This is a genomic window from Mesorhizobium sp. M00.F.Ca.ET.216.01.1.1 (assembly GCF_004010325.2).
Taxonomy (GTDB): Bacteria; Pseudomonadota; Alphaproteobacteria; order Rhizobiales; family Rhizobiaceae; genus Mesorhizobium.
On record NZ_SADR02000004.1, the window covers coordinates 143,335 to 169,904 of the forward strand.

General features: G+C 61.8%; 25 protein-coding genes. 14 read left to right on the top strand and 11 right to left on the bottom strand.

What is annotated here, in order from left to right:
- Positions 1-17: 17 nt before the first annotated feature.
- The 9 genes from dnaN to EN859_RS07520 all read right to left on the bottom strand — a co-directional run bounded on the left by dnaN (position 18) and on the right by EN859_RS07520 (position 9,079).
- Positions 18-1,136, bottom strand: coding sequence for a DNA polymerase III subunit beta (gene dnaN, locus EN859_RS07480; protein ID WP_127852751.1), 1,119 nt, complete (start codon positions 1,134-1,136; stop codon positions 18-20).
- 201 nt (positions 1,137-1,337) lie between these two features.
- A complete protein-coding gene (gene dnaA / locus EN859_RS07485) occupies positions 1,338-2,882 on the bottom strand; it encodes a chromosomal replication initiator protein DnaA (protein ID WP_127852750.1) in 1,545 nt (514 codons plus the stop codon).
- 845 nt (positions 2,883-3,727) lie between these two features.
- A complete protein-coding gene (rpsT, locus tag EN859_RS07490; protein ID WP_127852749.1) occupies positions 3,728-3,994 on the bottom strand; it encodes a 30S ribosomal protein S20 in 267 nt (88 codons plus the stop codon).
- A 183-nt stretch (positions 3,995-4,177) separates the two neighbouring features.
- Positions 4,178-4,951 carry an enoyl-CoA hydratase gene (locus tag EN859_RS07495; protein ID WP_127852748.1) on the bottom strand — a complete coding sequence of 258 codons (774 nt, stop codon included), beginning with the start codon at positions 4,949-4,951 and terminating at the stop codon, positions 4,178-4,180.
- 12 nt (positions 4,952-4,963) lie between these two features.
- Positions 4,964-5,854: a bifunctional DNA-formamidopyrimidine glycosylase/DNA-(apurinic or apyrimidinic site) lyase gene (gene mutM, locus EN859_RS07500; protein ID WP_127852747.1), complete on the bottom strand. Its 891-nt coding sequence runs from the start codon at positions 5,852-5,854 to the stop codon at positions 4,964-4,966.
- Complete coding sequence (locus EN859_RS07505) at positions 5,838-7,082, bottom strand: phosphopentomutase (protein WP_127852746.1); 1,245 nt, start codon at positions 7,080-7,082, stop codon at positions 5,838-5,840. The genes mutM and EN859_RS07505 overlap by 17 nt, the downstream gene beginning before the upstream one ends.
- Positions 7,083-7,276: 194 nt before the next feature.
- Complete coding sequence (locus tag EN859_RS07510) at positions 7,277-7,846, bottom strand: TadE/TadG family type IV pilus assembly protein (RefSeq protein WP_127852745.1); 570 nt, start codon at positions 7,844-7,846, stop codon at positions 7,277-7,279.
- Positions 7,847-7,931: 85 nt separating this feature from the next.
- Positions 7,932-8,513, bottom strand: coding sequence for a TadE/TadG family type IV pilus assembly protein (locus EN859_RS07515; RefSeq protein ID WP_127852881.1), 582 nt, complete (start codon positions 8,511-8,513; stop codon positions 7,932-7,934).
- A gap of 143 nt (positions 8,514-8,656) precedes the next feature.
- Positions 8,657-9,079: a pilus assembly protein N-terminal domain-containing protein gene (locus EN859_RS07520; protein ID WP_127852744.1), complete on the bottom strand. Its 423-nt coding sequence runs from the start codon at positions 9,077-9,079 to the stop codon at positions 8,657-8,659.
- A gap of 354 nt (positions 9,080-9,433) precedes the next feature.
- Here EN859_RS07520 and EN859_RS07525 point away from each other — a divergent pair, with 354 nt between their 5' ends.
- From EN859_RS07525 to EN859_RS07565, 9 genes are all read left to right on the top strand, one after another.
- Positions 9,434-9,604, top strand: a complete 171-nt coding sequence (locus EN859_RS07525) for a Flp family type IVb pilin (protein ID WP_127852743.1) — start codon at positions 9,434-9,436, stop codon at positions 9,602-9,604.
- A gap of 160 nt (positions 9,605-9,764) precedes the next feature.
- A complete protein-coding gene (locus EN859_RS07530) occupies positions 9,765-10,283 on the top strand; it encodes a prepilin peptidase (protein WP_127852880.1) in 519 nt (172 codons plus the stop codon).
- A gap of 204 nt (positions 10,284-10,487) precedes the next feature.
- On the top strand, positions 10,488-11,300 hold the full coding sequence (cpaB, locus tag EN859_RS07535) for a Flp pilus assembly protein CpaB (RefSeq protein ID WP_127852742.1): 813 nt from the start codon (positions 10,488-10,490) through the stop codon (positions 11,298-11,300).
- Positions 11,297-12,826 (top strand): type II and III secretion system protein family protein, encoded by a 1,530-nt coding sequence (locus EN859_RS07540; RefSeq protein ID WP_127852741.1) that lies wholly within the window; start codon positions 11,297-11,299, stop codon positions 12,824-12,826. Before cpaB ends, EN859_RS07540 begins: the two co-directional genes overlap by 4 nt.
- 14 nt (positions 12,827-12,840) lie before the next feature.
- Complete coding sequence (locus tag EN859_RS07545; RefSeq protein ID WP_127852740.1) at positions 12,841-13,569, top strand: CpaD family pilus assembly protein; 729 nt, start codon at positions 12,841-12,843, stop codon at positions 13,567-13,569.
- 27 nt (positions 13,570-13,596) lie between these two features.
- Complete coding sequence (locus EN859_RS07550; RefSeq protein WP_189501766.1) at positions 13,597-14,877, top strand: CpaE family protein; 1,281 nt, start codon at positions 13,597-13,599, stop codon at positions 14,875-14,877.
- 29 nt (positions 14,878-14,906) lie between these two features.
- The gene (locus EN859_RS07555) at positions 14,907-16,412 is read left to right on the top strand and encodes a CpaF family protein (RefSeq protein ID WP_127852738.1); all 1,506 of its coding nucleotides are present in this window, start codon (positions 14,907-14,909) and stop codon (positions 16,410-16,412) included.
- A 29-nt stretch (positions 16,413-16,441) separates the two neighbouring features.
- Complete coding sequence (locus tag EN859_RS07560; protein ID WP_127852737.1) at positions 16,442-17,455, top strand: type II secretion system F family protein; 1,014 nt, start codon at positions 16,442-16,444, stop codon at positions 17,453-17,455.
- An 18-nt stretch (positions 17,456-17,473) separates the two neighbouring features.
- Entirely contained in the window at positions 17,474-18,490 is a 1,017-nt protein-coding gene (locus EN859_RS07565) for a type II secretion system F family protein (protein ID WP_127852736.1), read from the top strand.
- 167 nt (positions 18,491-18,657) lie between these two features.
- Here the strand turns inward: EN859_RS07565 and EN859_RS07570 are convergent, their stop codons facing one another.
- Positions 18,658-19,479 carry a tetratricopeptide repeat protein gene (locus EN859_RS07570; protein WP_127852735.1) on the bottom strand — a complete coding sequence of 274 codons (822 nt, stop codon included), beginning with the start codon at positions 19,477-19,479 and terminating at the stop codon, positions 18,658-18,660.
- Between the two features lie 122 nt (positions 19,480-19,601).
- Here EN859_RS07570 and EN859_RS07575 point away from each other — a divergent pair, with 122 nt between their 5' ends.
- From EN859_RS07575 to pdeM, 5 genes are all read left to right on the top strand, one after another.
- On the top strand, positions 19,602-20,966 hold the full coding sequence (locus EN859_RS07575; RefSeq protein WP_127852734.1) for a leucyl aminopeptidase family protein: 1,365 nt from the start codon (positions 19,602-19,604) through the stop codon (positions 20,964-20,966).
- Positions 20,967-21,035: 69 nt separating this feature from the next.
- A complete protein-coding gene (locus EN859_RS07580) occupies positions 21,036-21,386 on the top strand; it encodes a MarR family winged helix-turn-helix transcriptional regulator (RefSeq protein WP_127852733.1) in 351 nt (116 codons plus the stop codon).
- Between the two features lie 13 nt (positions 21,387-21,399).
- The gene (locus EN859_RS07585; protein WP_189501754.1) at positions 21,400-22,260 is read left to right on the top strand and encodes an NlpC/P60 family protein; all 861 of its coding nucleotides are present in this window, start codon (positions 21,400-21,402) and stop codon (positions 22,258-22,260) included.
- A 98-nt stretch (positions 22,261-22,358) separates the two neighbouring features.
- Positions 22,359-24,893 carry a ligase-associated DNA damage response DEXH box helicase gene (locus EN859_RS07590; RefSeq protein ID WP_127852731.1) on the top strand — a complete coding sequence of 845 codons (2,535 nt, stop codon included), beginning with the start codon at positions 22,359-22,361 and terminating at the stop codon, positions 24,891-24,893.
- A gap of 13 nt (positions 24,894-24,906) precedes the next feature.
- Positions 24,907-25,623: a ligase-associated DNA damage response endonuclease PdeM gene (gene pdeM / locus EN859_RS07595; protein ID WP_127852730.1), complete on the top strand. Its 717-nt coding sequence runs from the start codon at positions 24,907-24,909 to the stop codon at positions 25,621-25,623.
- Positions 25,624-25,626: 3 nt separating this feature from the next.
- Here the strand turns inward: pdeM and EN859_RS07600 are convergent, their stop codons facing one another.
- On the bottom strand, positions 25,627-26,562 hold the full coding sequence (locus tag EN859_RS07600; RefSeq protein WP_127852729.1) for a DmsC/YnfH family molybdoenzyme membrane anchor subunit: 936 nt from the start codon (positions 26,560-26,562) through the stop codon (positions 25,627-25,629).
- Between the last annotated feature and the right edge of the window lie 8 nt (positions 26,563-26,570).

The window sequence follows — 26,570 nt, forward strand, 5'->3', positions numbered from 1 at the left end:
TTGGCCTCGTTCGAGGCCTACACCCTCATCGGCATCAGCACATAGAGTGCGGTTTCGTCGGCCATGTCGTGGATCAGCGTCGGCGAGCCAGCATCCGCCAGCATGAATTTTGCCTCTGTGCCGGTCAGTTGGGCGGCAACATCGAGCAGATATTTGGCATTGAAGCCGATCTCGATCGGGTCGGACGAGTAGTCCGCGGCCAGCTCTTCGGTGGCGCTGCCCGAATCCGGATTGTTGACAGCCAGCGTGACCTGGCCCTCGGAGATCGAAAGCTTCACCGCCCGGCCGCGTTCGGAGGAGATGGTCGAGACGCGGTCGACGGCGGCAGCGAAAGTCTGGCGGTCGATGATCAGCTTCTTGTCGTTGCCGGTCGGAATGACCCGCTGATAGTCCGGGAAGGTGCCGTCGATCAGCTTCGAGGTCAAAATGACGCTGCCGATGGTGAAGCGGATCTTGGTGTCCGACAGTTCGGTGGTCACCGCCACGTCCGGGTCGTCGACCAGCTTCTGCAACTCGCTCACCGTCTTGCGCGGGATGATGATGCCCGGCATGCCCTCGGACCCGGCCGGTGCATCGATCTCGGCACGCGCCAGCCGATGGCCGTCGGTCGCGACCGAGCGCAGCTTCAGCTTGCCGCCGGCTTCATGCGTGTGCAGGTAGATGCCGTTCAGGTAGTAGCGTGTCTCTTCGGTCGAGATGGCGAACTGCGTTTTCTCGATCAGGCCCTTCAGCGCCACCGAATCGAGCCGGAAGATATGCGAGAAGGACCCGGCCGAAAGCTCCGGGAAATCGGACTGCGGCAGGCACTGGAGGCGGAAGCTCGAACGGCCCGATGTCACCGTCATGGCGTTGCCGTCCTCATCGGTCTTCAGCATCACCTCCGCCCCGTCGGCGAGCTTGCGCACGATGTCGTAGAGCAGATGCGCGGGCACCGTCGTCGCTCCGCCGCGCTCGACCTTCGCCGGCGTGGCTTCGGTCACCTCCAGATCGAGGTCGGTCGCCTTCATTTCTAGGCTGGCGCCTTCGGCGCTGAGCAGCACGTTCGACAGGATCGGTATGGTATTGCGCCGCTCGACCACGCGATGAACATGGTTGAGCGACTTCAGGAGATTTGACCGTTCCAGGATAGCACGCATGACGAAACAGGCTCGCTTGAATGAATGAGCGGGTCCCCGGCAAGCGGCGTCCCCGCGAAAGGTCTGAACAGGCTCAGAATCTGCATAAACTGATAGGAAAAAGCCCGCAAGCGCAAGCCCGCGCCACCGGTTCGAGTCGGTTACGCGGGCTTTCTGGGGATAAAGGTGGCGAAGTCTGCAAGCAGGTGTTTTTCGTGTCGGTCAGGCCTGGTCGTTGATCAGCCTTCTCAGCAATTCGAGTTCCTGCGCCAGCGTGTTGTCGGCCCCGGAAAGATCCTCGATCTTGCGCACCGCATGCAGCACCGTGGTGTGGTCGCGGCCGCCGAAACGCCGACCGATCTCCGGCAGGGAGCGTGGCGTCATCACCTTCGACAGATACATGGCGACCTGCCGCGGCTTGACGATGGTGCGCGTGCGCCGGTTGGACAAAAGCTCGGTCTTCGACACGTTGTAGTGACGCGCGACGATGCGCTGGATGTCCTCAATGCGCACCCGCTTCGGTTCGCCCGAACGATAGATATGACCGAGGATCTCATCGATGCGGTCGATGCTGATCTGCGGCTCGAAGGAGTGGCGGAATAGAAGCTGATTGAACGCGCCTTCGAGTTCGCGCCCGCTGCCGGTCACCGTGCGGGCGACATGGTTGAGGATCTCGTCCGAAATATCGAGCGACGCGTCGTCGATCTTGGCTGTGGCGAGGCGCAGCTTAAGCATGCCGATGCGCATGGCGAAATCCGGCGCCGACATCTCGAGCGCGACGCCGCCGTTCAGGCGTGAGCGGACACGCGGCTCCAGCGATTCCAACTCCGACGGCGGCCGGTCGGCGGCGACCACCACTTGCTTGGCGCTGTCGAGCAGCATGTTGATCAGGTGGCAGAATTCATGCTGGATCGACTTGCCCTGCAGGAATTGCATGTCGTCGATGATCAACAGGTCGATGTCGCGCAACTGCTCTTTGAGCGTCAGTGCGTTGTTGTCGCGGATGGCGGTGGCGAAACGCCACATGAAATATTCCGCCGTCAGATAGACGACGCGCGACTTCGGATTTTGCTTCAGGGATTCGGCTGCGATCGCCTGCAACAGGTGCGTCTTGCCGAGTCCGACGGTCGCATGGAGAAAAAGCGGATTGAAACGCACCGCGCTCGACTGCGATTCCGCCACTGCCTTGGCCGCAGCGAATGCCACCCGGTTGGACGGGCCCTCGATGAAGGATCCGAATGTGTAACGCGGATCAAGCGGCGAACCGAGGACATTGTGCCGGAATTCGCTTTCGATCGGCATGCCTGGGCGGGGTGCCGGAGCCCGCTCCACCCTGCCGGGCCCGGCAGTGCCGGCGGCAAGCGCCGTTTGCGTCTGTCTGGTCATCTTACGGGCAGGGGCAACTTCGGGCTCAACGTTGTTGCGCCCCTGGCGTGTAGCAGTGCGTACGACGATCTCGATCTTGAGGATTTCGGGATCCTCGTGCTTCCACAACTCGGCGATGAGATCGAGATAATGGCCGTTGATCCACGACCGCAGGAATGCGGTGGGTACGGAGATGCGGACAATGCCCCGGGATGCCTCGGCAACCTTCATCCGGGCGAACCAGCTCGAATAGACCTCAGCCCCCAGACGCGCCTTCAATTTGGTCTTGACCCGGTCGAACTTCTGCTCCGCGTCGTTGGAAGCCGCCATGTCGTCCCCTCCGACAAGAGTTCCTGGAAATGGGAGTTCGCTTGTTAGCTCCCTTTCGATGCCGCTCTGCATGAATGAGTTCCTTGTCTTTTTGTACTCGTTTTCCGCCGGGGATGCGCCTCCTGCATCCATGTTTCCGGCGACCGTGTCTTTGCTGCGACACCATCGCCGCCGCCGGCAGATGGTATCGCCTCGTCACCAAGGGACTGGCACCGGCTCTTGCAAGCCGGTCCGTCTGATCACGTCAGGACAATACAGCTCCATCCGGCGTAAACGCCGGCGCGCCGCTGACTTGCCATGTACAATTACGCCAGTCCCCTACCGCCCCGAAAAGACAAACCAAACCCGTTCGCGGAATTGATCCACGTCATGAATTCTGCCATTTTTTGCTGGCCGATTCAGGCTGGTCGAGGGCTGAGAGCCCGTCCCTTCGATGGACAGACATTACCGAAATCGCTGTGGATAGGGCAAGGCCACGACTAACTGATTTTTAAGGAATCTGGTTAGCGGAGGCGGGTTCGGACCTCATGCTGCAACGGCATATTTTGACAAAGCCATTGTGATTCAAACCCTTTTCCGGCGAATATGAAAAAGGCCGCCGGGCGCGAAATTTTCTGAAATAATTTGCTTGACAGCTACTTGTCCCCCATCGCTTGCGTGCCATGTGAACAAGCTGTGGATCACTGTCTGTAAGTATATGAAAAATCTAGGTAATTTGTGGCAGAGAATATTTGGAGTGCAGGCCCTTGATGCAGACGCAAATATCAGTGCGCTTGTATATGCCGGCAAAGCATTCCGAACTTTGAAATCCAGGCTAGGCGCTGTTTGCGGGCGTTCCTTTTTAAGTACTTGCCGGCAAACGAAAAAACCCGGCGTGGTTCGCCGGGTTTGAAGAACGCAAGTTCAGCAAAGGTATATCAGGCAGACAGTACCTTGAGGCGGTGGGCCAGCCGCGACACCTTGCGCGATGCCGTATTCTTGTGCAGCACGCCCTTAGTTGCGGCACGCATCAATTCCGGCTCGGCGGCCTTGAAGGCAGCCTGCGCGGCTGCCTTGTCGCCGGCGGCCAGCGCCTCTTCGACCTGGCGGACGTAGGTACGGACGCGCGAGCGACGGTTCTTGTTGATCGCCGCACGGCGGGCGATCTTGCGCGTTGCCTTTTTGGCCGAGGAGGTATTGGCCATGGTGCCTCTCTTCTGATCTGGTGGGCGCATGCGGGATGCCGCAGGGCGCAAAAAACAAACGGGCAGCCACAGGGCCGCCTCGGTTGGAGCGGCTTATAGTTCAGCTTTTCCGGCGCGTCAACGCCGCTTCGCCTTCTTTTTGGCCAGCGCTGTCAGCATCCGATCGACGCAGGTCCATTGATCCTAACGGTTGGTGAAATTCGGCTTCCGCTTTTCGGCAAAGGCCGCCATGCCCTCCTTCTGATCGTCGAGCGCAAACAGCGAGTGGAACAGCCGACGTTCGAAGCGCAGCCCTTCGGCAAGGGTCGTCTCGTAGGCGCGGTTGACGGCTTCTTTTGCCATCATCACTGACGGCAGCGAAAAATCAGCGATCTTGGCCGCTGCCTTCAGCGCTTCTTCTAGAAGCTCGCCGGCAGGTACGACACGCGACACCAGGCCGGAACGCTCCGCCTCCGCCGCATCCATCATCCGTCCGGTCAGGCACATGTCCATCGCCTTCGACTTGCCGACGAAGCGGGTGAGCCGTTGCGATCCGCCCATACCGGGCATGACGCCGAGTGTGATCTCGGGCTGGCCAAACCTGGCAGTATCGGCGGCGATGATGAAATCGCACATCATCGCCAGTTCGCAGCCGCCGCCGAGCGCGTAGCCAGCGACCGCCGCCACGATCGGCTTTCGCGTGCGCGTGAACTCTTCCCAGCCGACGAAGAAGTCCTGCACATAGGCATCGACGAAGGAAATCGCCTGCATTTCCTTGATGTCGGCGCCGGCCGCGAAGGCCTTTTCGGAACCGGTAACGACCATGGCGCCGATTTCGGCATCGGCTTCAAATCCGCGAACGGCCGCGACAAGCTCCGCCAGGACCTGGGAATTCAGCGCGTTGAGCGCTTTTGGCCGGTTCAGTGTGATCAGCCCGACCTTGCCGCGCGTTTCCACGATGATGGTTTCATAGGTCATGATTGTTTCTCCTCACACCTGACAGGTCCGGCAAAAGAAGGTCGACCGCCCGCTTTGCACGACGCGCTCGATGTGGCTGCTGCAGCCGGGCTTGGCGCAGGGCTCGCCTTCGCGGTCGTAAACCGCGAAGGAATGCTGAAAATAGCCCAGCGATCCGTCGGTCTGTACATAGTCGCGTAACGATGATCCGCCGGCGGTGATCGCATCGGCAATGACTGAACGGATGGCCTCCGCCAGGCGTTCGCTCTGCGCCTTCGCGTTCTTGCCGGGCTTCGCGATCGTGCCCGCCTCGCGCAACGGCGACAGGCCGGCGCGCCACAGGGCCTCCGACACGTAGATGTTGCCAAGCCCGGCAATCAGCCGCTGGTCGAGAAGCGCTGCCTTCAGCGGCGACCTCCGGCCCTTCAGCAGCGAGGCCAGCAGGACGCCGTCCAGTGCATTGCCTGTCGGCTCGACGCCCAGACCGGCCAGCATCGGATGCGTGTCGGGCACCCCCTCCGAAAACAGCATGAAACCGAAGCGGCGTGGGTCGTTGAAGATCACTCGGGACCGGGAGCCTCCGGCAGAGATAACGTGGAACACGACATGATCGTGCGCGGAACTCTTCGGGCGCTCGTGATGGAATGCACCCGGCACAGCGTTGCTGTCAGACGTTTCGATGCGGAACGAACCCGACATGCCGAGATGGCAGATCAGCACCGGACCGCCTTCCAGATACATCGTGAGATACTTGGCCCGGCGGCCTAGCGCCGTGATCGTCTTGCCGGTCAGCCTCTCCGAAAATTTTTCGGGAAACGGAAACCGCAGATCAGGTCGCCGTGCTTCGACTCTGACGAGGCGGGCCCCTTCCAGGACCGGTTGCAGCCCGCGCCGGACCGTTTCGACCTCAGGCAACTCGGGCATGGCCGCCTATCGCCGCATGGAAGGACGTGCCGTGACGACCGCGCGACAGCCCGAGATGTTCGGCGACGGTTTCGCCGATGTCGGCGAAGGTCGTTCTCAGTCCAATGCCGCCGCCACTGAAACCTGGCCCGGTGCCTATCACCGGAATGCGTTCGCGCGTGTGATCGGTGCCAGGCCAGGTCGGATCGTTGCCATGGTCCGCGGTAAGAACGAGAAGGTCGCCTTGCTTCAGTTTGGCAAGTGCCTCGGGCAAGCGCAGGTCGAAGGCTTCGAGTGCCGCCGCGTAGCCGGCAACGTCGCGCCGATGGCCGAACTCGGTGTCGAAATCGACGAAATTGGCGAACACCAGATCACCGTCGCCGGCGTCGTCCATTGCCCCCAGCGCCTTGTCGAACATTGCCATGTTGCCGGCGGCCTTGCGCACTTCCGAGATTCCACGATGGGCAAAGATGTCGCCGATCTTGCCGATGGCGATCACCCGGCGTCCGCGCTCTGTCAGCCGGTCGAGCAGCGTCGGCTCCGGCGGCGGTACGGCATAGTCACGGCGGTTGTGCGTCCGCTCGAACGTGGCAGCGGTTTCCCCGACGAAAGGCCGTGCGATGACGCGTCCGATATTCAGCGGATCGACCAGCCTGCGCACCGTCTTGCAGAATTCGTAAAGCCGCTCCAGGCCGAAAAGACCCTCATGAGCTGCGACCTGCAGGACAGAGTCGACCGAAGTATAGCAGATCGGCTTGCCGGTACGGATGTGCTCCTCGCCGAACCGTTCGATGATCTCGGTCCCCGGCGCGTGGCAGTTGCCGAGAATGCCAGGCACCTTTCCTTCACGGATGATCGCTTCGGTCAGCTCCGCCGGAAAGGCAGGCACCGTGTTCGGGAAATAACCCCAGTCGAAACGCACCGGCAAGGCGGCTATTTCCCAGTGACCCGATGGTGTGTCCTTGCCGCTCGAAACCTCCTGTGCCGCGCCATAAAAAGCCGAGACGAGAGGAATCTTGCCGTCGAAGTGGAATCCGGTCGCGGTCTCTGCCGCGCGGCCGAGGCCCAGCGAGAGCATGTTGGGCACAAAAAGCGGTCCGCTGCGCAGGCCGTCGCGATCGCCACGGCCTTCGGCGCAGGCCAGGGCGACATGTGCGAACGTGTTGGCGCCGGCATCGCCATAGCGTTCGGCATCGGCCGCGCCGCCGATGCCGAAGGAATCGAGAACGAAGAGGAAAGCGCGTGCCATCAAAGGGGTTCACTGTTGCTGTGCCGCCCAGACATAGGGTTCTGCACCGCCATTGGCAATTCGGAAACCAAACGACATTCCGGCGGTTTCACCATCGCCGGTCCGAAGGATTATGCGACGGCCGTCGCCATCGTGCGCCTGGTCTCGGACAACAGCGATCGGCAATAGTTGGCATCGAACACGGCTGAATGTTTTCAGCAACCTGTGCAGGGGATTGTCAGGCTGCGGCGGGGCCTGAGATAGTAGGTTTCGTCCATCGTTATGTTGTTGAAGGCCGTGGTCAGTCCAAGGCGGTTTGCGCCGTCCGCCGACCAAGTGATGATCGGCCGGTATTTGAGGTTGGTTTCGACGCGAATGAGGAAAGTGTCCGCAACCTTGAGTGTAGCAGGAACCGTCGTGATGCTGTCCTTGACGGCGTCGGCGCTATAGGCCCCATTGACCATTTTCCACGACCACGCCACCAGCGCCTTGGGCGGCGTGTCTTTCGTAACCTGGATTGCGGTAACGATGATATCAGGGGCTGAACGGTTATAGGGTCGAAGGGTGGAGCTGCCGATCCTCATGATGTCCTCGAGATCGGCCCTGACGACCATCGGCTGCTGCGTGACGAGGTCCGCCACCATGCTGGCGACACGGCCGACCTTCTTGCTGGTCTCGATGGCCTGTGAAGCCTCCATGGTGATGAAGTACATGACCAGCAGGAGAGGCACGATCAGGGCAAACTCGACGGCCGCAACACCGCGGCGATCGGAGCAAAACCGCATCGCTCTCGTCCAGAGTGCTGAAATCATCGAATGTGCCCCGCACGCAACATGCCCGTATCCCTTTTGCTCAGGCGAAGATGAAATTTCAGTTGTCGAACGGCTCGTTCTGCCATGTCACCGTCGCAAAATGCAGCGTGTCGCCACCTACATTGGCCATATACTTGGCCAGGAAATCGGTCATGACGGGCCATTTGTAGAAAACCCGCAGCATGTTCCTTGACTCCGCCAGGCCCGGAGACACCGCAAAGCTCTGTGAGTTCGCGCCTTGTGTCAGCACGATGTCACCGTTCACGATCTTGAAGCCCGCCGAGGCCGCATCGGTAAAGGTCGTGAACGCGCGAAGGTCCACCATCAGGCCGGGGCATTCCTTGGCGACCATGATTTCCAATTTGCTGCAGATCCTGTCCCGCAGTTTGGTCCCGGCCACATCGGCCGGCCTTAGCTGGCCAGTACGCAACTGACGGGCGATATCGTCCGTGATGTTGGCCATCACTTCTTGTCCGGCAAATGAAATGCAGCTCTCGAGGATGGCGAAGACGAGGAGTGCAAACGGCCAGGCAAGCATGGCGAATTCGATCGCCGTGCTGCCGCGCCGGTCGCCGAGGAAGCAATGGGGAAATCTTGCCCGCCCTGCCTTGCCCTTGCCGGTTTCGGGGTCCTTGCTCATGCCTGCCGATCCTGATGCGGTGTCGGCAGGAATATTAGCGGAAACCCATTGAGGTCCGGTTTGGATGACCATTAAATTCGGCGGAATTGCTTTAAACGGCCGTTAACGGAAGCTGGGTTTTCGGGAGGAGGGCAAGGGAAGGCTTACTGGCCGGCGCTCATCTCGGCTTCGGAGGCTTTTTCCGCATCGCTCTTGTATGAGCTTTCGCAATAGGGCGTGCAGGACATGGTTTGTATTTCGGCGCGCCTGTAGATGCGCACCGATGACGCATCCTGCCGTACGACCGTGACCTGCTCGTCGACGATCGGGCTGCCCTCCTGGTCGAGGACAACGAGGTTGGTGACGCCGAACCCCTTGCCGGTTAGCACGATTGTCGATGCATCCTGGACAGCAGCGTCGGCGATCGCCGGATTGCCGACGACGATGGTGTCTGCGGCGCGCGACAATTTGACAATCTTCGCCTGGTTCATGGTGACTTCGATGCCGGCTCCAGCTCCGGCCGGCAGGACGAAAGCCGTGGCTGCGAAAAGCGCGGCAAGTAGAAATGACGATTTCGACCCGGTCATCGAGGCGCTCCACCACAGCAAACTGTTCAACGGAACATGAACGAGATTGGTGAACCAACGGTTAAGCCGATCGCCATCGCGATGATCATCAGATCGACTTGCTCGCTGTCCGACTCAGTCCGCATCCTTCGAGAGATCGCCGAAGTATGCCTTTCCCAGCCCTTTTCAGGCGGTCAAGCCGCATTCGGCACTTTAGCTCGCGGTTAACTACGCAAGCTGTTCGATGCCGGAAAGGAATCGGTAAGGCTATTTGTTAAGCCGATCGAAACGGCTTCTCTCTAGATTGGTCGCATCCGATCAGCCGCCAAGAGAAGTTGACGGAAGTGCTGTAACACGTGGAGTAGGAGCTCTCGAATGTCTAATCTCATTGCACGTTTTGTGAAGGACGAATCCGGCGCGACCGCTATCGAATATGGTCTGATCGCCGCTCTCATTGCGCTTGCCATCATTGCCGGCGCCGGCTCGCTCGGCAAAGGCCTGGGCTCGAAGTTCAACGTCATCGCCAGCACGGTTAACGCCAGCTGATATCTGGCGTTATCGTTGCAATCTCGGACTCAGGAGGGCCGCCATTGGATTGGCGGCCCTCCTGTCGTTTGTAACGGCCGAGCACAAACAAGGCACACTGATCTTTAACGGAATGAGCCTAGCCTGACACGATTGATCTTCTTGAACATGCGTGAGACCAATGCTTGAGGCGCTGATCTTCGTCGTATTCCCGTTCTGCATGCTCTTCGCCGCGATCTCCGATATGCTGTCGATGACGATCGCCAACCGCGTGCCTGTGCTGCTTGTTGCTGTCTTCGCTCTGGTAGCGCCGTTGACGGGTATGGACTGGGGAGCCTATGGCGGGCATTTCGCTGCCGGCGGCCTGGTACTGGCTGTGACCTTCGGCCTGTTCGCGCTCGGCGGCATGGGTGGCGGCGATGCCAAGCTGCTGGCTGCAACTGCCATCTGGATGGGGCTCAATGTTCACCTTGTCGAATACTTCGTGGCCTCTACGCTCATCGGCGGCCTGCTGACGCTCGCCATCCTCGTCTATCGCAAATCATCGCTGGCCGCCTATACGAGCCACAACCGGTTCCTGCGTCATTTCGCCGACGAAGCGACCGGCGTTCCCTACGGCATCGCGCTTGGCATTGGCGGGTTGCTCACCTATCCGGATTCGCCGCTGATGGTGTGGGCACTTGCAAGGTTGGCGGCCTGATTCCATTCCCTGATTTGGCTTTTCAGCTTGGCTTTGGATGAGACGACTCAGCCAGCTTTTGCGCTGCCGAAGCCGATCCCTCTAATTTATGTAAACCTTAAATTAATCACGATCGTAAGCATTACATTAACCTTGTTTTGACGATTGCCGCTGCAAAGTCCGGCCTGGCTAGGTGGTTTGCCTAAAGGGCGAGGGTTCGGACAGATGCCAGCATCCCGATTGATCATTCTGAGCGTGGCGGTGGCCGCGGCAGGTGGCGCAGGATACGTTGCGAAGAACATGGTGGCGACTCCGCCGCCTCAGGTCGCGATCGATTCTCCCCAGGCGCCGGCGATCGCGCTTCAGGATGTGCTTGTCCTCTCCGGCGACGTCCCGATGGGCAGCCCGCTTGAGAACAACATCAGTTGGGAGTCCTGGCCGGCCGAAGGCATCAATGCGAATTTCATCACCCGCGTCGCCGAACCCGAAGCGCTGGAAAAGCTGAAGGGCTCCATCGCCCGTGTGGCGATGTACACCGGCGAGCCACTGCGGCGCTCCAAGCTGATTGGCGAGGGGCAGAGCTTCATGTCGTCGATCCTGCCGTCTGGCATGCGTGCCGTCGCCACCGCAATATCGGCCGACACGTCGGCAGGCGGCTTCATTCTTCCCAATGATTTCGTCGACGTCATCATGACCCGCCGTTCCGACACCGGAAGCGGCGGCAGCGGTTTCACTACAGAGACCATCCTTAAGAACATCCGCGTCCTGGCAATCGATCAGACCATCCAGGAGGACGAGGAAGGCAAGAAGACCAGGGTCGGTCAGACCGCCACGCTCGAGTTGACGCCGCAGCAGGCCGAGATCATCACGGTCGCCCAGCAGATGGCGGATCGCCTGACGCTGGCGCTGCGTCCGATCGCGGACGCCCAGGAAAAGAATTCTGGCGAGGCCGACTATCTCGTTTCCGGCAATGGGCGGCGCGGAACGGTACGATTGATCAAGTCGGGCGAAGTTTCCGAAGTGGGGTCAAGGAAATGAGGCTAAACGGTAAACTGCCGGTCACGATGATCACGGCAATCGGCCTGTTTTTCTTCGGAACGAATGCGCAAGGTGTCGTCGAGGCGAATGCCGCAGGCAGGAATGCCGAGGTGACGGCTTCAGCCGCCACCCAGCGTGTCAAGCTGGGCCTCAACAAATCGGTGGTCATCGACCTGCCGAGTGACGCCTATGACATCCTGGTCGCCAACCCGGCGGTCGCCGATGCCGTCACTCGCACCGCAAGGCGCATCTATCTGTTCGGCAAGGCGGTCGGCGAAACCAACATCTTTGTCTTCGGGCCCAATGGCGAACAGATCGTCAGCCTGGATCTGGCAGTCGAGCGCGACGTAGCCGGACTGGAGGACTATATCGGGCGGTTCATCCCGACAGCGGACATCAAGGTCGAATTGCTGAACGACAATGTCGTTCTCACTGGGACCGTTGACACTCCGCTCGATGCCAAGCGCGCAGTCGATCTGGCGACCATCTTCGTGTCCGGCGGTGAAGCGACGACCGGACAATATTCGCAGACCGCCGCCGGCGGTTCGGCCAACGGCGGGGTCGACATCGACAATCCCGATTCCGAGCGCCGTACAAGCAAGATCGTCAACCTGCTGCAGATCATCGGTGACGACCAGGTGACGCTGAAAGTGACGGTGGCGGAGGTGAGCCGCTCGGTCATGAAGCAGCTCGGCGTCAACATGGTGGGTAACGGCAGCAGCAACGGCATCAGCTGGAGCGCGGTGAGCGACAACTTTACAGGCCTCGGCAAGCCGCTGTCGAACTCGGGCCTCAATATCGGCACCTCGGCGCTGCAAGCCTACATCAACGCCATGGAGCAGACCGGCGTCATGAAAACGTTGGCCGAGCCAACACTGACAGCCGTCTCCGGCGAGAAGGCGACCTTCAGGGTCGGCGGCGAATACAATATGGTGAGCGGCGTCTCCTCAGCCGTATCCAGCGATAACCAGACCGGTTTGAGAACTTACTCAGTCGAGAAAATCGAATACGGCATTGGCCTGGAGTTCCAGCCGGTGGTGCTGTCCCCCGGCCGCATCAGCCTGAAGGTCAGGACGTCGGTTTCGGAGCCGACAACGGAGGGGTCCGCGTCTTTTTCCAACGGCGGAAATAGCCTCGGCATGAATGCCCTGTCGCTCCGCAAGCGCCTGGCTGACACGACGGTGGAACTGCCCTCCGGCGGCTCCATGATGATCGCCGGCCTTGTCCGCGACGACCTCCGGCAGGCGGTAAACGGCTTGCCAGGGCTGACAAAGATTCCGGTGCTCGGCGCGCTTTTCCGCAGCAGGGATTTCGTGCGCAACGAGACCGAGCTGGTCATCATTATCACGCCCTACCTGGTGAAGCCCGTGGCGCGCAACGACCTGGCCAAGCCGGACGACAATTTCAATGCCCCCAGCGACGGCGCCGGCATGTTTCTTGGCCGTGTCAATCGCGTCTACGGCACCATGCAGACCGACAGGCCCAACGGCCGCTATCACGGCGTTGTCGGCTTCATCTACAAGTGAGCGGGGAAGCGGATATGTCTCAGTCATCATCGAAGGCAATAACGATCGCCAGCCGCGAGCGCACTTGCCGGCCGGCGGTTTCAATTCTCGCGATCGCGGTCGCAGCGTCGCTGGCCGGTTGCGCCAACCTCAAGCGGGACAGCATCACGGTCGGTGCGATCCCGGACGACTATCGCACCACGCATCCGATCGTCATTGCAGAGAAGAACGAGAAGATCGACCTTCCGGTCGGTGCCGGCGATCGCGGCATGACCAGGTCCCAGCGTGCCACGTTGCTGGGTTTCCTGGACGGCTACGACAAGAGCGCCGCCCCGGTGCTGACCATCGCAATCCCGGTTGGCTCGGCCAACGAGATCGCCGCGGCAGCGGCGGGGCGCGATTTCGCCCGACTTGCAGTCGCCAGCGGGATCAGTCGGAACCGGATCGCCATGACCTCCTATCAGTCGGCTTTTCCTGAAGCTTCGGCTCCTGTCCGCGTTGCGTACATTTCGGTGAAAGCCCAGACCGACAAATGCGGACGCTGGCCGGAAGACCTGCTGGAGACGTCGGAAAACAAGCACTATGCCGATTTTGGCTGCTCGTATCAGAACAACCTTGCCGCCCAGATGGCCAATCCGGCCGATCTGATCGGGCCGCGCAAGCCTTCCGACATCGACGCGGAAAATCGCGGCGCGGTGATCGACGTCTACCGCCAGAGAGGCATTTCGGACGAGTTCCTCGGCAATTCGGAAGTGACGTACTGAGCCGCCAGTCACGGAAAGAGCATGACGATGAGCAATCTTGCCTACGACTCTCCTGTAGATGGCGATACTTCGCAGCAGGATATCGCCGCGATGCAGGCATTGCGGCCGATCCCGCGCATCTCGATCCAGGCTTTCTGTGAGACCGAAGGCGTCGCCAATCCCGTCGAGCGCGCGGGTGAGGATCGCCGCATGGCAAAGGCTCACCTGAAAGTCCATATGGGGGGTATCGCCACCGCGATCGAATTCTACCAGTCGGCGCCAACGCCGAACCTGATCCTGCTCGAATCGCGAAGCGAGCCGAAACAATTGCTGGAGCAACTCGCTCAGCTCTCCGAATATTGCGATCCGACATCGAAGGTGGTGGTGATCGGTCACTACAACGATGTCGGCCTTTATCGCGAGCTCATCCGTTCCGGCATTTCCGAATATGTCATTGCGCCGGTGTCGATGGCCGATATCGTCAGCGTGATTTCTTCGATCTTCGTTGATCCGGAAGCCGAGCCGATCGGCCGCTCGATCGCCTTCATCGGTGCCAAGGGCGGTGTCGGCTCCTCGACCATTGCCCACAATGTGGCCTGGGCGATGTCGTCGCTGTTCAAGTCGGAAGTGGTCGTCGCCGATCTCGACCTCGCTTTCGGTACGGCCAACATCAATTTCGATCAGGATCCGGCGCAGGGCATCGCCGAGGCAGTCTTTTCGCCCGAACGCGTCGATGAGGTCTATCTTGACCGGCTGCTCGCCCAGTGCGCCCAGCACCTGTCGCTGCTTGCGGCACCCTCCACGCTCGAACGGGTCTACGATTTTGATCCCGACGCCTTCGCGCAGCTTATCGAGACGGCGCAGCGCAGTGTGCCGCTGTTGGTGCTCGATGTCCCCCATGTCTGGACGGGCTGGACCAAGAACACCCTGATCAGGGCCGACGACATCGTGATCACGGCGACGCCGGAACTGGCCAATCTGCGTAACACCAAGAACATGGTCGACATGCTGAAAAGGCTGCGCCCGAACGACCCGCCGCCGAAGCTGATCATCAATCAGGCGGGCGTGCCAAAGCGTCCCGAGATTGCTTCGTCGGACTTCGCCGAGCCGCTCGGCATTACGCCGATGTCGGTCATCCCTTTCGAGCCGCTGCTGTTCGGAAACGCGGCCAACAATGGCCGCATGCTTGGCGAGATGGACGCCAAGAGCCCGGTCGTCGGCACGATCAACGAAATCGCACATGTGCTGACCGGGCGCAGCGAAATCAAGGCGAAGAAGAAAGCAGGCCTCGGCAACCTCCTCGGCAAGCTCTCGCGCAACAAGAAGTGACGCTCCAGCAGCGGAATTGGTAGTCGACCATGTTTGGTAAAAGAGGCAGCGACGACGGCAGCCGGTTCACCCCGGAGTACCGCCAGCCGGCACCGGCACCTTCAGCGCCGGCTGCAAACACCGTGGAAACGGCGGTCCCTGGCCGGCCGACGCCAATCCCGCCGCCGCCCGGTGCTCCGGCAATGCCCGCCCGCCGTGCGGTCGAAGCGCCGCTACTGGCGCCGGAGCCGAAAAGGGTCCAGCGCGAGCGCAGCGAAGCCTATTACGACACCAAGAGCCAGGTCTTTTCCGCGCTTATCGACACGATCGATCTGTCGCAGCTTGCCAAGCTCGATCCCGAGAGCGCGCGCGAGGAAATCCGCGATATCGTCAACGATATCATCGCGATCAAGAATTTCGCGATGTCGATCGCCGAGCAGGAAGAACTGCTCGAGGACATCTGCAATGACGTGCTGGGCTACGGGCCGCTGGAGCCATTGCTCGCCCGCGACGATATCGCCGACATCATGGTCAACGGTTCCAAGAACGTCTACATCGAAGTCAACGGCAAGGTCGAGCAGACCGGCATCCGCTTCCGCGACAACCAGCAGCTGCTCAACATCTGTCAGCGCATCGTCAGCCAGGTCGGCCGCCGCGTCGATGAATCGAGTCCGATCTGCGACGCCCGTCTTCCTGACGGCTCGCGTGTCAACGTCATCGCGCCGCCACTCTCCATCGACGGCACCGCACTCACCATCCGAAAGTTCAAGAAGGACAAGCTGACGCTCGACCAGCTGGTCAAGTTCGGCGCCATTTCGCCACAAGGGGCCGAGATCCTCAAGATCATCGGCCGTGTCCGCTGCAACATCGTCATCTCGGGCGGTACTGGCTCGGGCAAGACGACGCTGCTCAATTGCCTGACCAACTATATCGATCGCGAGGAACGCGTCATCACTTGCGAGGATTCCGCCGAGTTGCAACTGCAGCAACCCCATGTCGTTCGCCTCGAAACCCGCCCGCCCAATCTCGAGGGAGAGGGCGAGGTCACCATGCGCGACCTGGTCAAGAACTGCCTGCGCATGCGGCCCGAGCGCATCATCGTCGGCGAGGTGCGCGGACCGGAAGTCTTCGACCTGCTGCAGGCGATGAACACCGGTCACGACGGCTCGATGGGAACCATCCACTCGAACAGCCCGCGCGAATGCCTGAACCGCATCGAGTCGATGATCGCCATGGGCGGCTATTCGCTGCCACAGAGAACTGTGCGCGAGATCGTCGTCGGTTCCATCGACGTGATCATACAGGCCGCCCGCCTGCGCGATGGGTCGCGGCGTATCACTCACATCACCGAGGTCATCGGAATGGAGGGCGACGTCATCATCACTCAGGATATCGTCCTCTACAACATCAAGGGCGAGGACGCGAACGGCAGGCTGCTGGGCGAGCACGTCTCGACTGGTATTGGCCGCCCGCACTTCTGGGATCGTGCCCGCTACTATGGCGAGGAGCAGCGCCTCGCCAATGCGCTCGAGTCGATGGAGAAACGCGCTGACTGACGCAAATGGAGGCGTGGGGGTTCTGGTCAATGTTCGGAATTGACACCACCGTACTGGCGTTCGTCGTGCTCGCTGGCTTTAGCGCCGGCGCGGTTGCCTATGCTTTTCTGTTCACCAGGATCAGCAGCGACAAGCAGGTCGGCAAGCGGCTCGAAACCATTAAGACCGCTGAAACCGATCGTTCCGTCGTCAACGCCTCACGCGATCGTGTCGCCGAAGCGGTCAAGCGGCGCAAATCCGTCCAGGATTCGTTGAAGGCGCTCGACGAAAAGCAGAAGTCCAACGATCGCATGGTCAAGAAGCCGCCGCTGAAGGCCCAAATCCGTCAGGCCGGCATGCAGGTTTCCATGCAGCGTTTCTATCTCTATTCGGCCGTCTGCGGCATCGCCCTGACGGTTCTTGCATATCTTGCCGGCGCTCCATTGCTGATCCTGCCGGGGGCATTGCTGGCCGGCGTCCTCGGACTGCCGCGCTGGTTCGTTTCGTTTCGCCGCGGTCGCCGGGTCAAGGCGTTCCTCAACGAATTTCCGAACGCCCTCGACATTATCGTGCGGGCGGTCAAATCCGGCCTGCCGCTGAACGATGCTATCCGGCTGATCGCCAACGAATCTCCGGAACCGGTCAAGACCGAATTCCGCCGCATCGTCGACTCGCAGCAGATGGGCCTGTCGATCCCCGACGCCGCCATGCGCATGTCCGAAACCATGCCGTGCACCGAAGCAGGCTTCTTCGGCATTGTCATCCAGATACAATCCCAGGCCGGCGGCAATCTTTCCGAGGCGCTGGGCAATCTGTCGCGCGTGCTTCGCGACCGCAAGAAAATGAAGGCCAAGGTCCAGGCGCTGTCCATGGAAGCAAAGGCGTCCGCCGTCATCATCGGTTCCTTGCCTGTCGTCGTCGCCTTTCTCGTCTATCTGTCCAGCCCGAACTACATCATGCCACTGTTCACCACCAGCACCGGCAATCTGATCCTGGGCTGTTCGGCAGTCTGGATGTCGATCGGCATCATGGTGATGCGCAAGATGATGAACTTCGATGTCTAGAGGCTCCAGGATCTCCGCATGACCGACCAAGTCGTCAAATCCCTGACCGATCCCGCCTTCCTGATCGCATTGCTGGTCGGCATCGCAGTGTTTGCGACTGTCTTCACGCTCCTGCCCGCCCTTGGCGGCAACCAGCTCAAGGCGCGCATGAAATCCGTGGCGCTGGAGCGTGACGAGTTGCGCGCAAAACAGCGCGCGCGGCTTGCCAGCGAGGCCGATCGCCGCCGCAAAGGCCTGCGCGAAGAACAGTCGATCGGCATGCGCAACATCGTCGAACGGCTGGATCTGAGGCGCGCGCTGGCCGATGAGGGGACGTTGCAGAAGCTCAAGGTGGCGGGCTTTCGCGGGCAGAATCCGCTAACGCGCTTCCTTTTCTTCCGCCTGATCCTGCCTTTTGTCGGTTTCGCGCTGGCCGCCGTATACGTGTTTGTGCTTGGTGGGCTGCCGGAGCAGCCGCCTTTCATAAAGCTGTTCGTCTGCGTTCTTGTCGCCTATGCCGGCTTCTACGCGCCGATACTGTATGTCAACAACCGCGCCACCAAGCGCAAGCAGTCGATCCAGATGGCATGGCCCGACGCGCTCGACCTGCTGCTGATCTGCGTCGAATCCGGCATGTCGGTGGAGGCGGCACTTCGCAAAGTTGCCGACGAGATCGGCTCGCAATCGGTGGCGCTGGCGGAAGAATTCGTCCTGACCAATGCCGAGCTCTCCTATTTGCAGGAACGCAAGGTTGCCTATGAGAATCTCGCCAGCCGCACCGGCCTGGAATCGGTCAAATCGGTAACCCAGGCACTGGTCCAGGCCGAGCGCTACGGCACGCCGGTGGCGCACGCGCTGCGCGTGCTCGCCAGCGAAAGCCGCGACATGCGCATGAACGCTGCCGAGAAGAAGGCTGCGGCCTTGCCGCCGAAGCTCACCGTGCCGATGATCCTGTTCTTCCTGCCGGTGCTGTTCGCCATCATTCTGGGACCCGCCGGCATCCAGGTTAGCCAGCGCGGCATCTTCGGCGACCAGCCTTCGTCCAGTAGTCAGTAGCGTTATAGTTACAGCGGCGCGCGTCCTTGGACGCTCAAGGGACGCTGCAGCACTTTTTGATCTGTGCATGATCCTTTCCGAACCGAAGGTCAGCGCAGCAAAATCAGATATGCGAAAGCCGCACTGCTGATGCAGTGCGGCTTGGATTGGAGGTCGAGGTAGTGCGGTCAGTTGGTCGCAGGCTTCGCCTTGTCCTGGTCCTTCAGCTGGCTCCAGGCGTTCTGCTGGGCGAGCATCTGACGAAGGTAGGCCACGTTTGCTTGCGCCTGCTCGGGCGAGAGCTCTTGTGAGGCGATCTTCTCGGCTTCGTCGAAGCGGCCCTGCAGGCCGACGACCAGCGCCAGGTTCTGGCGGACGCGGCTGTCGGCATTCGGCTGCTGGGCGGCCGAGCGCATATAGGTCTCGGCGGTGCGCAGGTCGCCTTCCAGCACGTAGGACATGCCGAGATTGGAAAGGATCGAAGGTTCGTTCGGCTTGAGGTCCAGCGCCTTGCGGTAATCCTGGCGCGCTTCATCCTTTTGGCCGAGTTGATCGAGAATGGCGGCTTCCGCCGACACCAGCCTCCAGTCCGGATATTCCGGCGTTTGCGCGCGGCGTACGGCATCGAGCGCCGGCTCAAATTGCCCGTTGGCGGCGAGCGCCTTGCCGTAGGCGGCGAGCACGTCGCGATCCTTGGGGAAAGCGATTGCCAGCTTGCGCATCACCGCCAACGACTGGTCGGCGTCGCCATCCATCTGAAGTGCTGCCGCAAATTTTGTCGCGATTCGCTTGTCGTTGGGGTTTCGGGCGTAGGATTGGCCGAGCGCGGCGGTCGCGTTGTGCAATTCGCCGGCCGACATGGTTTCCAGCGGTTTGCTGCTTGAGCGGGAGATCGAACTGGTCGTGAACTTGCTGGTTCCGCAACCGGCGACGCTGGCCGCGAGCGCCACCATCAACGCCGTGGTGATCAGCCGTCTTCCCGTGGCGTCCATCGTGCGGTTGGTCGGCATCGGCCCAAGCCTCCAGTCTGCGCGCGGCCATTGCGTGGCCGTCTTCCCTCCCGCAGAAATATTCTGTTAACCCTAACGGACAGTTAAGAAACGCCGACTCAGAAGCCGCCGGAGACCATCGAATGCCCGTCGAACTCGTCGAGAAAAAACAGAAGACAGCCTTGCCGGTTCATTTGGTCGCCAAAGGTCGCCTGGAGGTGGCGGGCCTAGCGCCATCCTCGATCGCCTGGGCCAGGGCCAACGGCTTCTCCGGTGAAGCCGGCAGGACGCTGATCGTACCCGGTGAAAACGGAGTGCTCGCTGGAGCGCTGTTTGGCATCGGCGACGGCGAGGGCATGCTTGCCGTGGGAGCCCTAGCGAGATCTCTGCCGGAAGGCGACTGGCATTTCGCCTCCGCACCCGCCGAGCCGGAACTCGCTGCCATTGCGCTGGCGCTCGGCGGCTATGTCTTCACCCGCTATGGCAAGAAGCCCAGCAAGACGCTGCGCTTCGCACTGCCGTCCGAAGCCGATGCGTCCTATGTTCGCCGTATTGCCGATGGCGTCTTCCTGACGCGCGATCTGGTCAACACGCCGACCAGCGATATGGGGCCAGACGAGCTGGAAAAGGCGGCGCGAACCTTGGCTGGGGCGCACAAGGCCGAAGTGTCTGTGATCAAGGGCGACGATCTGCTGAAGCAGAATTTCCCGATGATCCATGCAGTCGGCCGCGCATCGGCCGGCGCGCCGCGCCTGATCGACATGACATGGGGACCGAATAACGCTCCGAAGGTGACGCTGGTCGGCAAGGGCGTCTGCTTCGACACTGGCGGTCTCGACATCAAACCGTCGTCGGGCATGCTCTTGATGAAGAAGGACATGGGCGGCGCCGCCAACACCTTGGGCCTTGCTTCGATGATCATGGCCGCTGGGCTGAGGATCCGGCTGCGCGTGTTGATCCCGGCGGTCGAGAATTCGATTGCCGGCAACGCCTTCCGGCCCGGCGACGTGCTGGTGAGCCGCAAGGGCATCACCGTCGAGATCGGTAACACCGACGCCGAGGGGCGGCTTGTGCTGGCGGACGCCTTGGCGCTGGCCGACGACGAGGAGCCGCAGTTGCTGATCGACATGGCGACGCTGACAGGAGCGGCGCGTGTCGCGCTCGGCCCCGACCTGCCGCCCTTCTATACCGGCAATGAAGCGCTGGCGTCCGAACTGGCGGCGGCTTCCGTCGCGGTCGAGGATCCGCTGTGGCGCATGCCGCTGTGGCGGCCCTACGACGCCAAGCTGTCGTCGAAGGTCGCCGACATCAACAATGTCACGTCGGATGGGTTCGCCGGCTCGATCACGGCGGCTCTGTTCCTCAAGCGCTTCGTCGAAAAGACCACCGGCTGGGCGCATCTCGACATCTTCGCCTGGAACCCTTCCGACCGCCCGCACGGTCTCATCGGCGGTGAGGCGCAAGGCATCCGCGCGCTGGAACGGGTCATCTCGAAACGTTACGGCTGATGCTTCCGGTACTTTGCGAAGGTCCGCGACTGAAACGGAACCGAAACAATTTGCGGTCATTCTGGCTGGATGTCGATTGTCTTGCGCCCGAGCCAGGCTTTGCGACTGTGGCAGCAGGTGATGCTGTCTCAGGTGCGCGAGGGCGTGCCCGACCTCACTATGCGCCAGACGGCGATTCTGTTCACCATCTATCTCGATCCGCCGCCGCACACGGTGCGTGGACTCGCCGGCCGGCTCAATGTCACCAAGCCGGTCATCACGCGCGCGCTCGACACGATGGGTGCACTGAAGCTGGTGTCGCGTCATCGCGACGAACTGGACAAGCGCAACGTGCTGATCAGGCGTACCGTCGAGGGCGCGCTCTTTGTCGAGCGCTTCGGCGATGTTATCATCGCTCAAGCCCAGGAATTGCCCATTTGACCGAGTTGCCGATTTGACCGCCAGAGATGCCCGCCTTCACGCCTTCCGTTCCGATCTCGCCGATGCACGGCTGAAGGGTGAGGTTGCGGCCGATCGTTTTGTCGCCGGCCGGCCGGCGCGGATTTCAGCCTCCGTGGCCGACGTGCGCAAGGCGCCGCGCACGGATGCCGGCGTCAACACGCAGCTTCTGTTCGGCGACGACATTCTCGTCTTCGAGCATACTGAAGGCTGGGCCTGGATCCAGGCCGAGCGCGACGGCTATGTCGGCTATGTCGCCGACACGGTGCTCGGAGCGCGGGACCATGCGCCCACTCATATGGTCACGGCGCCGCGCACCTTCCTTTATCCGGGGCCTGACCTGCGCTTCCCGGTGAGCGGTCAACTGTCGATGGGATCGGCAGTGACGGTGACGGGCTCAGCCGAAACGCGCGGCACGCATTATGCGCTGCTGCCGTCCGGGCAGGCGATCATCGCAGGCCATCTCAGGCCTGTCGGCGAGGTGGCCGCCGACTACGTTTCCGTCGCAGAAAGCTTTCTCGGCACACCCTATCTGTGGGGCGGTGCCTCCGGCTTTGGCATCGACTGTTCCGGCCTCGTGCAACTGGCGATGCGCATGGCCGGCAAGAACGTTCTGCGCGATTCCGACATGCAGGCGGCGACCATCGGCGAGCCGCTCGATCCGGGGCCGGATTTTGCCGGGCTGGGGCGCAGCGACCTGGTGTTCTGGAAAGGCCATGTCGCGATCATGATCGATGCGGAGACGATGATCCACGCCAACGGCCACACCATGCTGGTGTCGCGCGAAGGGTTCAAGGACGCCGTCGCCCGCATCGGCTATCTCTATGGCGGCCCGACAAGGTTTCGCCGGCCTTAGCGCCAGCCCTTCCCCCACAAAAGGGGGAAGGAAGAAAACGATCACCTTTTGTTCTGATTCTTCTTGGCGATGGCGCGCCGTCGCGCTACCTCTGGCGCGTGACAGAGCAGCCGCGCCTTGCCGAACAGAATGCCGCCGTCGTCCTGCCCGAGCCATTTCTCAAATGGTTTGCGGAAAAAGGCTGGTCGCCGCGCTCGCATCAGATCGAGCTGCTGGCAAGGGCGCAGGCCGGGCAGTCGCTGCTGCTGATCGCGCCGACCGGCGCCGGCAAGACGCTGGCCGGTTTTTTGCCCTCGTTGACCGAGCTGGCCGGCCGGCCCAGGAGAAGGCCGGGGCAGGCGCATCGCGGCATCCACACGCTCTACATCTCGCCGTTGAAGGCACTTGCCGTCGACATCGAGCGCAATCTCGGCAAGCCGGTGCAAGAGATCGGGTTGCCTGTCACCATCGAGACACGCACCGGCGACACGCCCTCGCACAAGCGCCAGCGGCAGAAACTGGTGCCGCCTGATATCTTGCTGACCACGCCCGAGCAACTGGCGCTGCTGATTGCGGCAAGCGACGCCCGGCGTTTCTTCGAGGATTTGCGCTACGTCGTGCTCGACGAACTGCATTCGCTGGTGATCTCCAAGCGTGGACACTTGCTGGCGCTAGGCTTGGCGCGGCTGCGCAGTCTTGTACCTGGCCTGCAGACGATCGGGCTTTCCGCCACAGTGGCGGAACCGGACGAGTTGCGGCGCTGGCTGGTCGGCCAGAATCCACCCAAAGGTTCGAAAGGCCCGGCCATGGCGGGACTGATCACCGTCGCCGGCGGAGCCAAGCCAGACATCTCCATCCTCGATTCGGAACAGCATGTGCCATGGTCCGGCCATTCGGCCCGCTACGCCATTCCCGAAATCTACGAGGCGATCAAGCGCCATCGCATGACGCTTCTGTTCGTCAACACCCGCAGTCAGGCCGAGCTTCTGTTCCAGGAACTGTGGCGGGCAAACGAGGACTCGCTGCCGATTGCCCTCCACCACGGTTCGCTCGATGTCGGCCAGCGCCGGCGCGTCGAGAAGGCGATGGGCGAGAATGCGCTGCGCGCCATCGTCGCCACCTCGACGCTCGATCTTGGCATCGACTGGGGCGACGTCGATCTGGTCGTGCATGTTGGCGCGCCGAAGGGTGCGAGCCGGCTGGCACAGCGCATCGGCCGCGCCAATCACCGCATGGACGAGCCATCGAAGGCGATCCTGATCCCGGCCAACCGCTTCGAGGTGCTCGAATGTCGGGCAGCACTCGACGCCAATTATCTCGGCGCGCAGGACACGCCGCCGCTGATCGACGGCGCGCTCGATGTACTATCGCAACATGTGCTAGGCGTGGCCTGCGGCGCGCCTTTCGATGCCGACCTTCTGTTCGAGGAGGTGCGCGGCGCAGCACCCTATGCCGGGCTGGCCCGCGAGACCTTTGATCGCGTCGTTGATTTCGTTGCCACCGGCGGCTACGCGCTGAAGAATTACGAGCGCTATGCCCGCATCCGAAAAACCAAGGAAGGGCTTTGGCGCGTCTCGCATCCGCGCGTCGCCCAGCAATATCGGCTGAATGTCGGCACGATCGTCGAGATGCCGGAACTCAACGTGCGCTATGTCAGGCAGGGACGCGGTCTTGCCGGGCGCGGCGGGCCGGTGCTCGGCAAGATCGAGGAGTATTTCGCCGAGACGCTGCGCCCCGGCGACAATTTCATGTTCGGCGGCAAGATCCTGCGCTTCGAGGGCATCCGTGAGAACGAGTGCATCGTCTCCAATGGCGCCGGCGCTCGCATCATCGTGCCGTCCTACGCCGGTGGCAAGTTTCCGCTGTCGACCTATCTCGCCGACCAGGTGCGCGGCATGCTTGCCGATTCCAGCCGCTGGCAGGCGCTGCCCGAACAGGTGGCCGACTGGCTGAGGCTGCAGAAGGAGAAATCAGTGCTGCCAAAGCGCGGCGACCTTCTGGTCGAGACCTTTCCGCGCGGCAACCGGCATTACATGGTCGCCTATCCGTTCGAGGGCAGGCTGGCGCATCAGACGCTCGGCATGCTGCTGACGCGGCGGCTGGAGCGGGTGGGCGCCCGGCCGCTCGGCTTTGTCGCCACCGACTACTCGCTAGCGGTCTGGGCGCTGGACGACATGGGTGCGCTGTTCAAGGCGGGGAAGCCTTCGCTCAGCGAGTTGTTCGACGAGGACATGCTGGGCGACGATCTCGAAGCCTGGCTGAACGACAGCTGGATGCTGAAGCGCACCTTCCGCACCTGCGCGGTGATCGCCGGGCTGATCGAAAAGCGCTTTCCCGGACAGGAGAAGAGCGGCCGGCAGGTGACGGTGTCGGCCGACCTGATCTACGACGTGCTGCGCAGCCACGAGCCTGACCATATCCTGCTGCAGGCGACGCGCACGGATGCTTCGGCCGGCCTGCTCGATGTCAGCAGACTTGCCGAGATGCTCTCGCGTGTCCGCGGTCGAATCATGCATAAGCAGCTTGAGCAGATTTCGCCGCTTGCCGTGCCGGTGATGCTGGAGATCGGCAAGGAATCGGTGAATGGCGGCGCCAACGAGACGCTGCTGATGGAAGCCGCCGATCTGGTCGAGGAGGCCATGGGCCACAGATGAGTTTTAGTTTGCGATGAGCTTCTCGCTGGCGCGCACATCACTGATTGCCGAGGCCGATCCGGTCGGCATTGCCGGCGAGCGTGCCGTCTGCGATCCGCGTGGCGTGCTCTATTTCCCCGAGCTTCGGCTTCTGACGGTGTCCGACCTGCATCTGGAAAAGGGCTCGTCGCTGGCAAGGCGCGGCGCGCTGATCCCACCATACGATACTGGTGCGACGTTGCTGCGGCTGCAGGCGGTAATAGCCGACTACCAGCCGGCGATCGTCATCAGCCTCGGCGACAGCTTTCACGATGGCGGTGGTGCCGAGCGCATGCACTCAAGTTTTCGCGAGCGGTTGGAAGGGCTGATGGCCGGCCGCGACTGGTTCTGGGTCGCAGGCAATCATGACCCGGACGCGCCGGCCGACCTGCCCGGCGAGACGGTTCGCGAACTTGCCATTGGCTCCCTGCTGTTCCGGCACGAGCCGTCGAAGGTGCGCGTCGAAGGCGAGATATCTGGCCATCTGCACCCATGTGCGCGCATCGTGCAGCGCGGTCGCTCGGTGCGGCGGCGCTGCTTTGCCGGCGACGGCGGCCGCATGATCATGCCGGCCTTTGGTGCCTATACCGGCTCGCTCAACGTGCTCGACCGCGCCTATGCCGGACTGTTCCGCCGCGAAACGTTGATGGCCTACATGCTTGGCACTCACCGCATCTTCGCCATTTCCCACTCGATGCTGAGGCCGGGCTGAAACCTATCTGCCGTAGTAAAGAGTGACGGTGTGCTTCGCCTCTGCGAAGAACAGCCAACGCTCGACCAGCATGCCGGCGAACTGGGCGATTGCGGCGAGTGCCGACAGCACCGCCGCAAAGGGCCGTGGCAAGGCGAACGCAGCAAGCAGCAGCGCGAGGGGCAGTGCGAAGGCCAGCGCCTGCGCGATTTGGCGCAACCGCACTCTGTGCTTGCGGGCGACGCGAAAGCCCATTTCCTTGAGGAGGAAATTTTCCTCGGTATGTGGCCATTCCAACGACCGCACCGTGCCGCCGGCAAGCCCGGTCGCGGTATTGGCGGTTGTCGGAATTTCCAGCCGGTCGTTGTACCGCCATGTCGCCAGCTTCCAGCCCCAGCCGAGCAAGGTCAGCAGCACGCAGCCTGCCAGGACAATGTTCGAGCCGATGCCAAAACCCTGCAGCAGAGCGTTCAAAAGCACGCTGCCGGTCATCGCCGAAAAGATCAGGTAGCCGGGCAAGGTGAAGCGGCTGTGCCATTGCGCGATCGGCTTCAGCGACACATAGATCATGCCTGTGGTGCAGACGGTGACGATTGCGGCAACGGCGGCAAACAGCCCGGCGATGGCCACCCAGCCGTCCGTGCGGCCAAGCAGCACCCAGCCGATGGCGAACAGCCCCGCCGGCACGAAGGTGGCGACCGACGCAACGCCTTCACGCGACAGCCATGAGCTTCGCCATTGCGAGAACGCGCGCCAGGCGCGTTCGGGTCGGCCGAGATGGCCGGCCGACGACAGGAGTCCAGCCGTGATCAGGCCAAGCGCCAATCCCGTGCCGACAAGCCCGAGCCAGAAATCTGGCGGAACAAATCCCTGTCCGGCGAGCACGCCAAGCAGAGCCAGCAGACCGTAACCGGCGCCCGTGGCGGTGGTGAAAAAGACGACCGAGAAGGCTGGATGCATGGATGTGC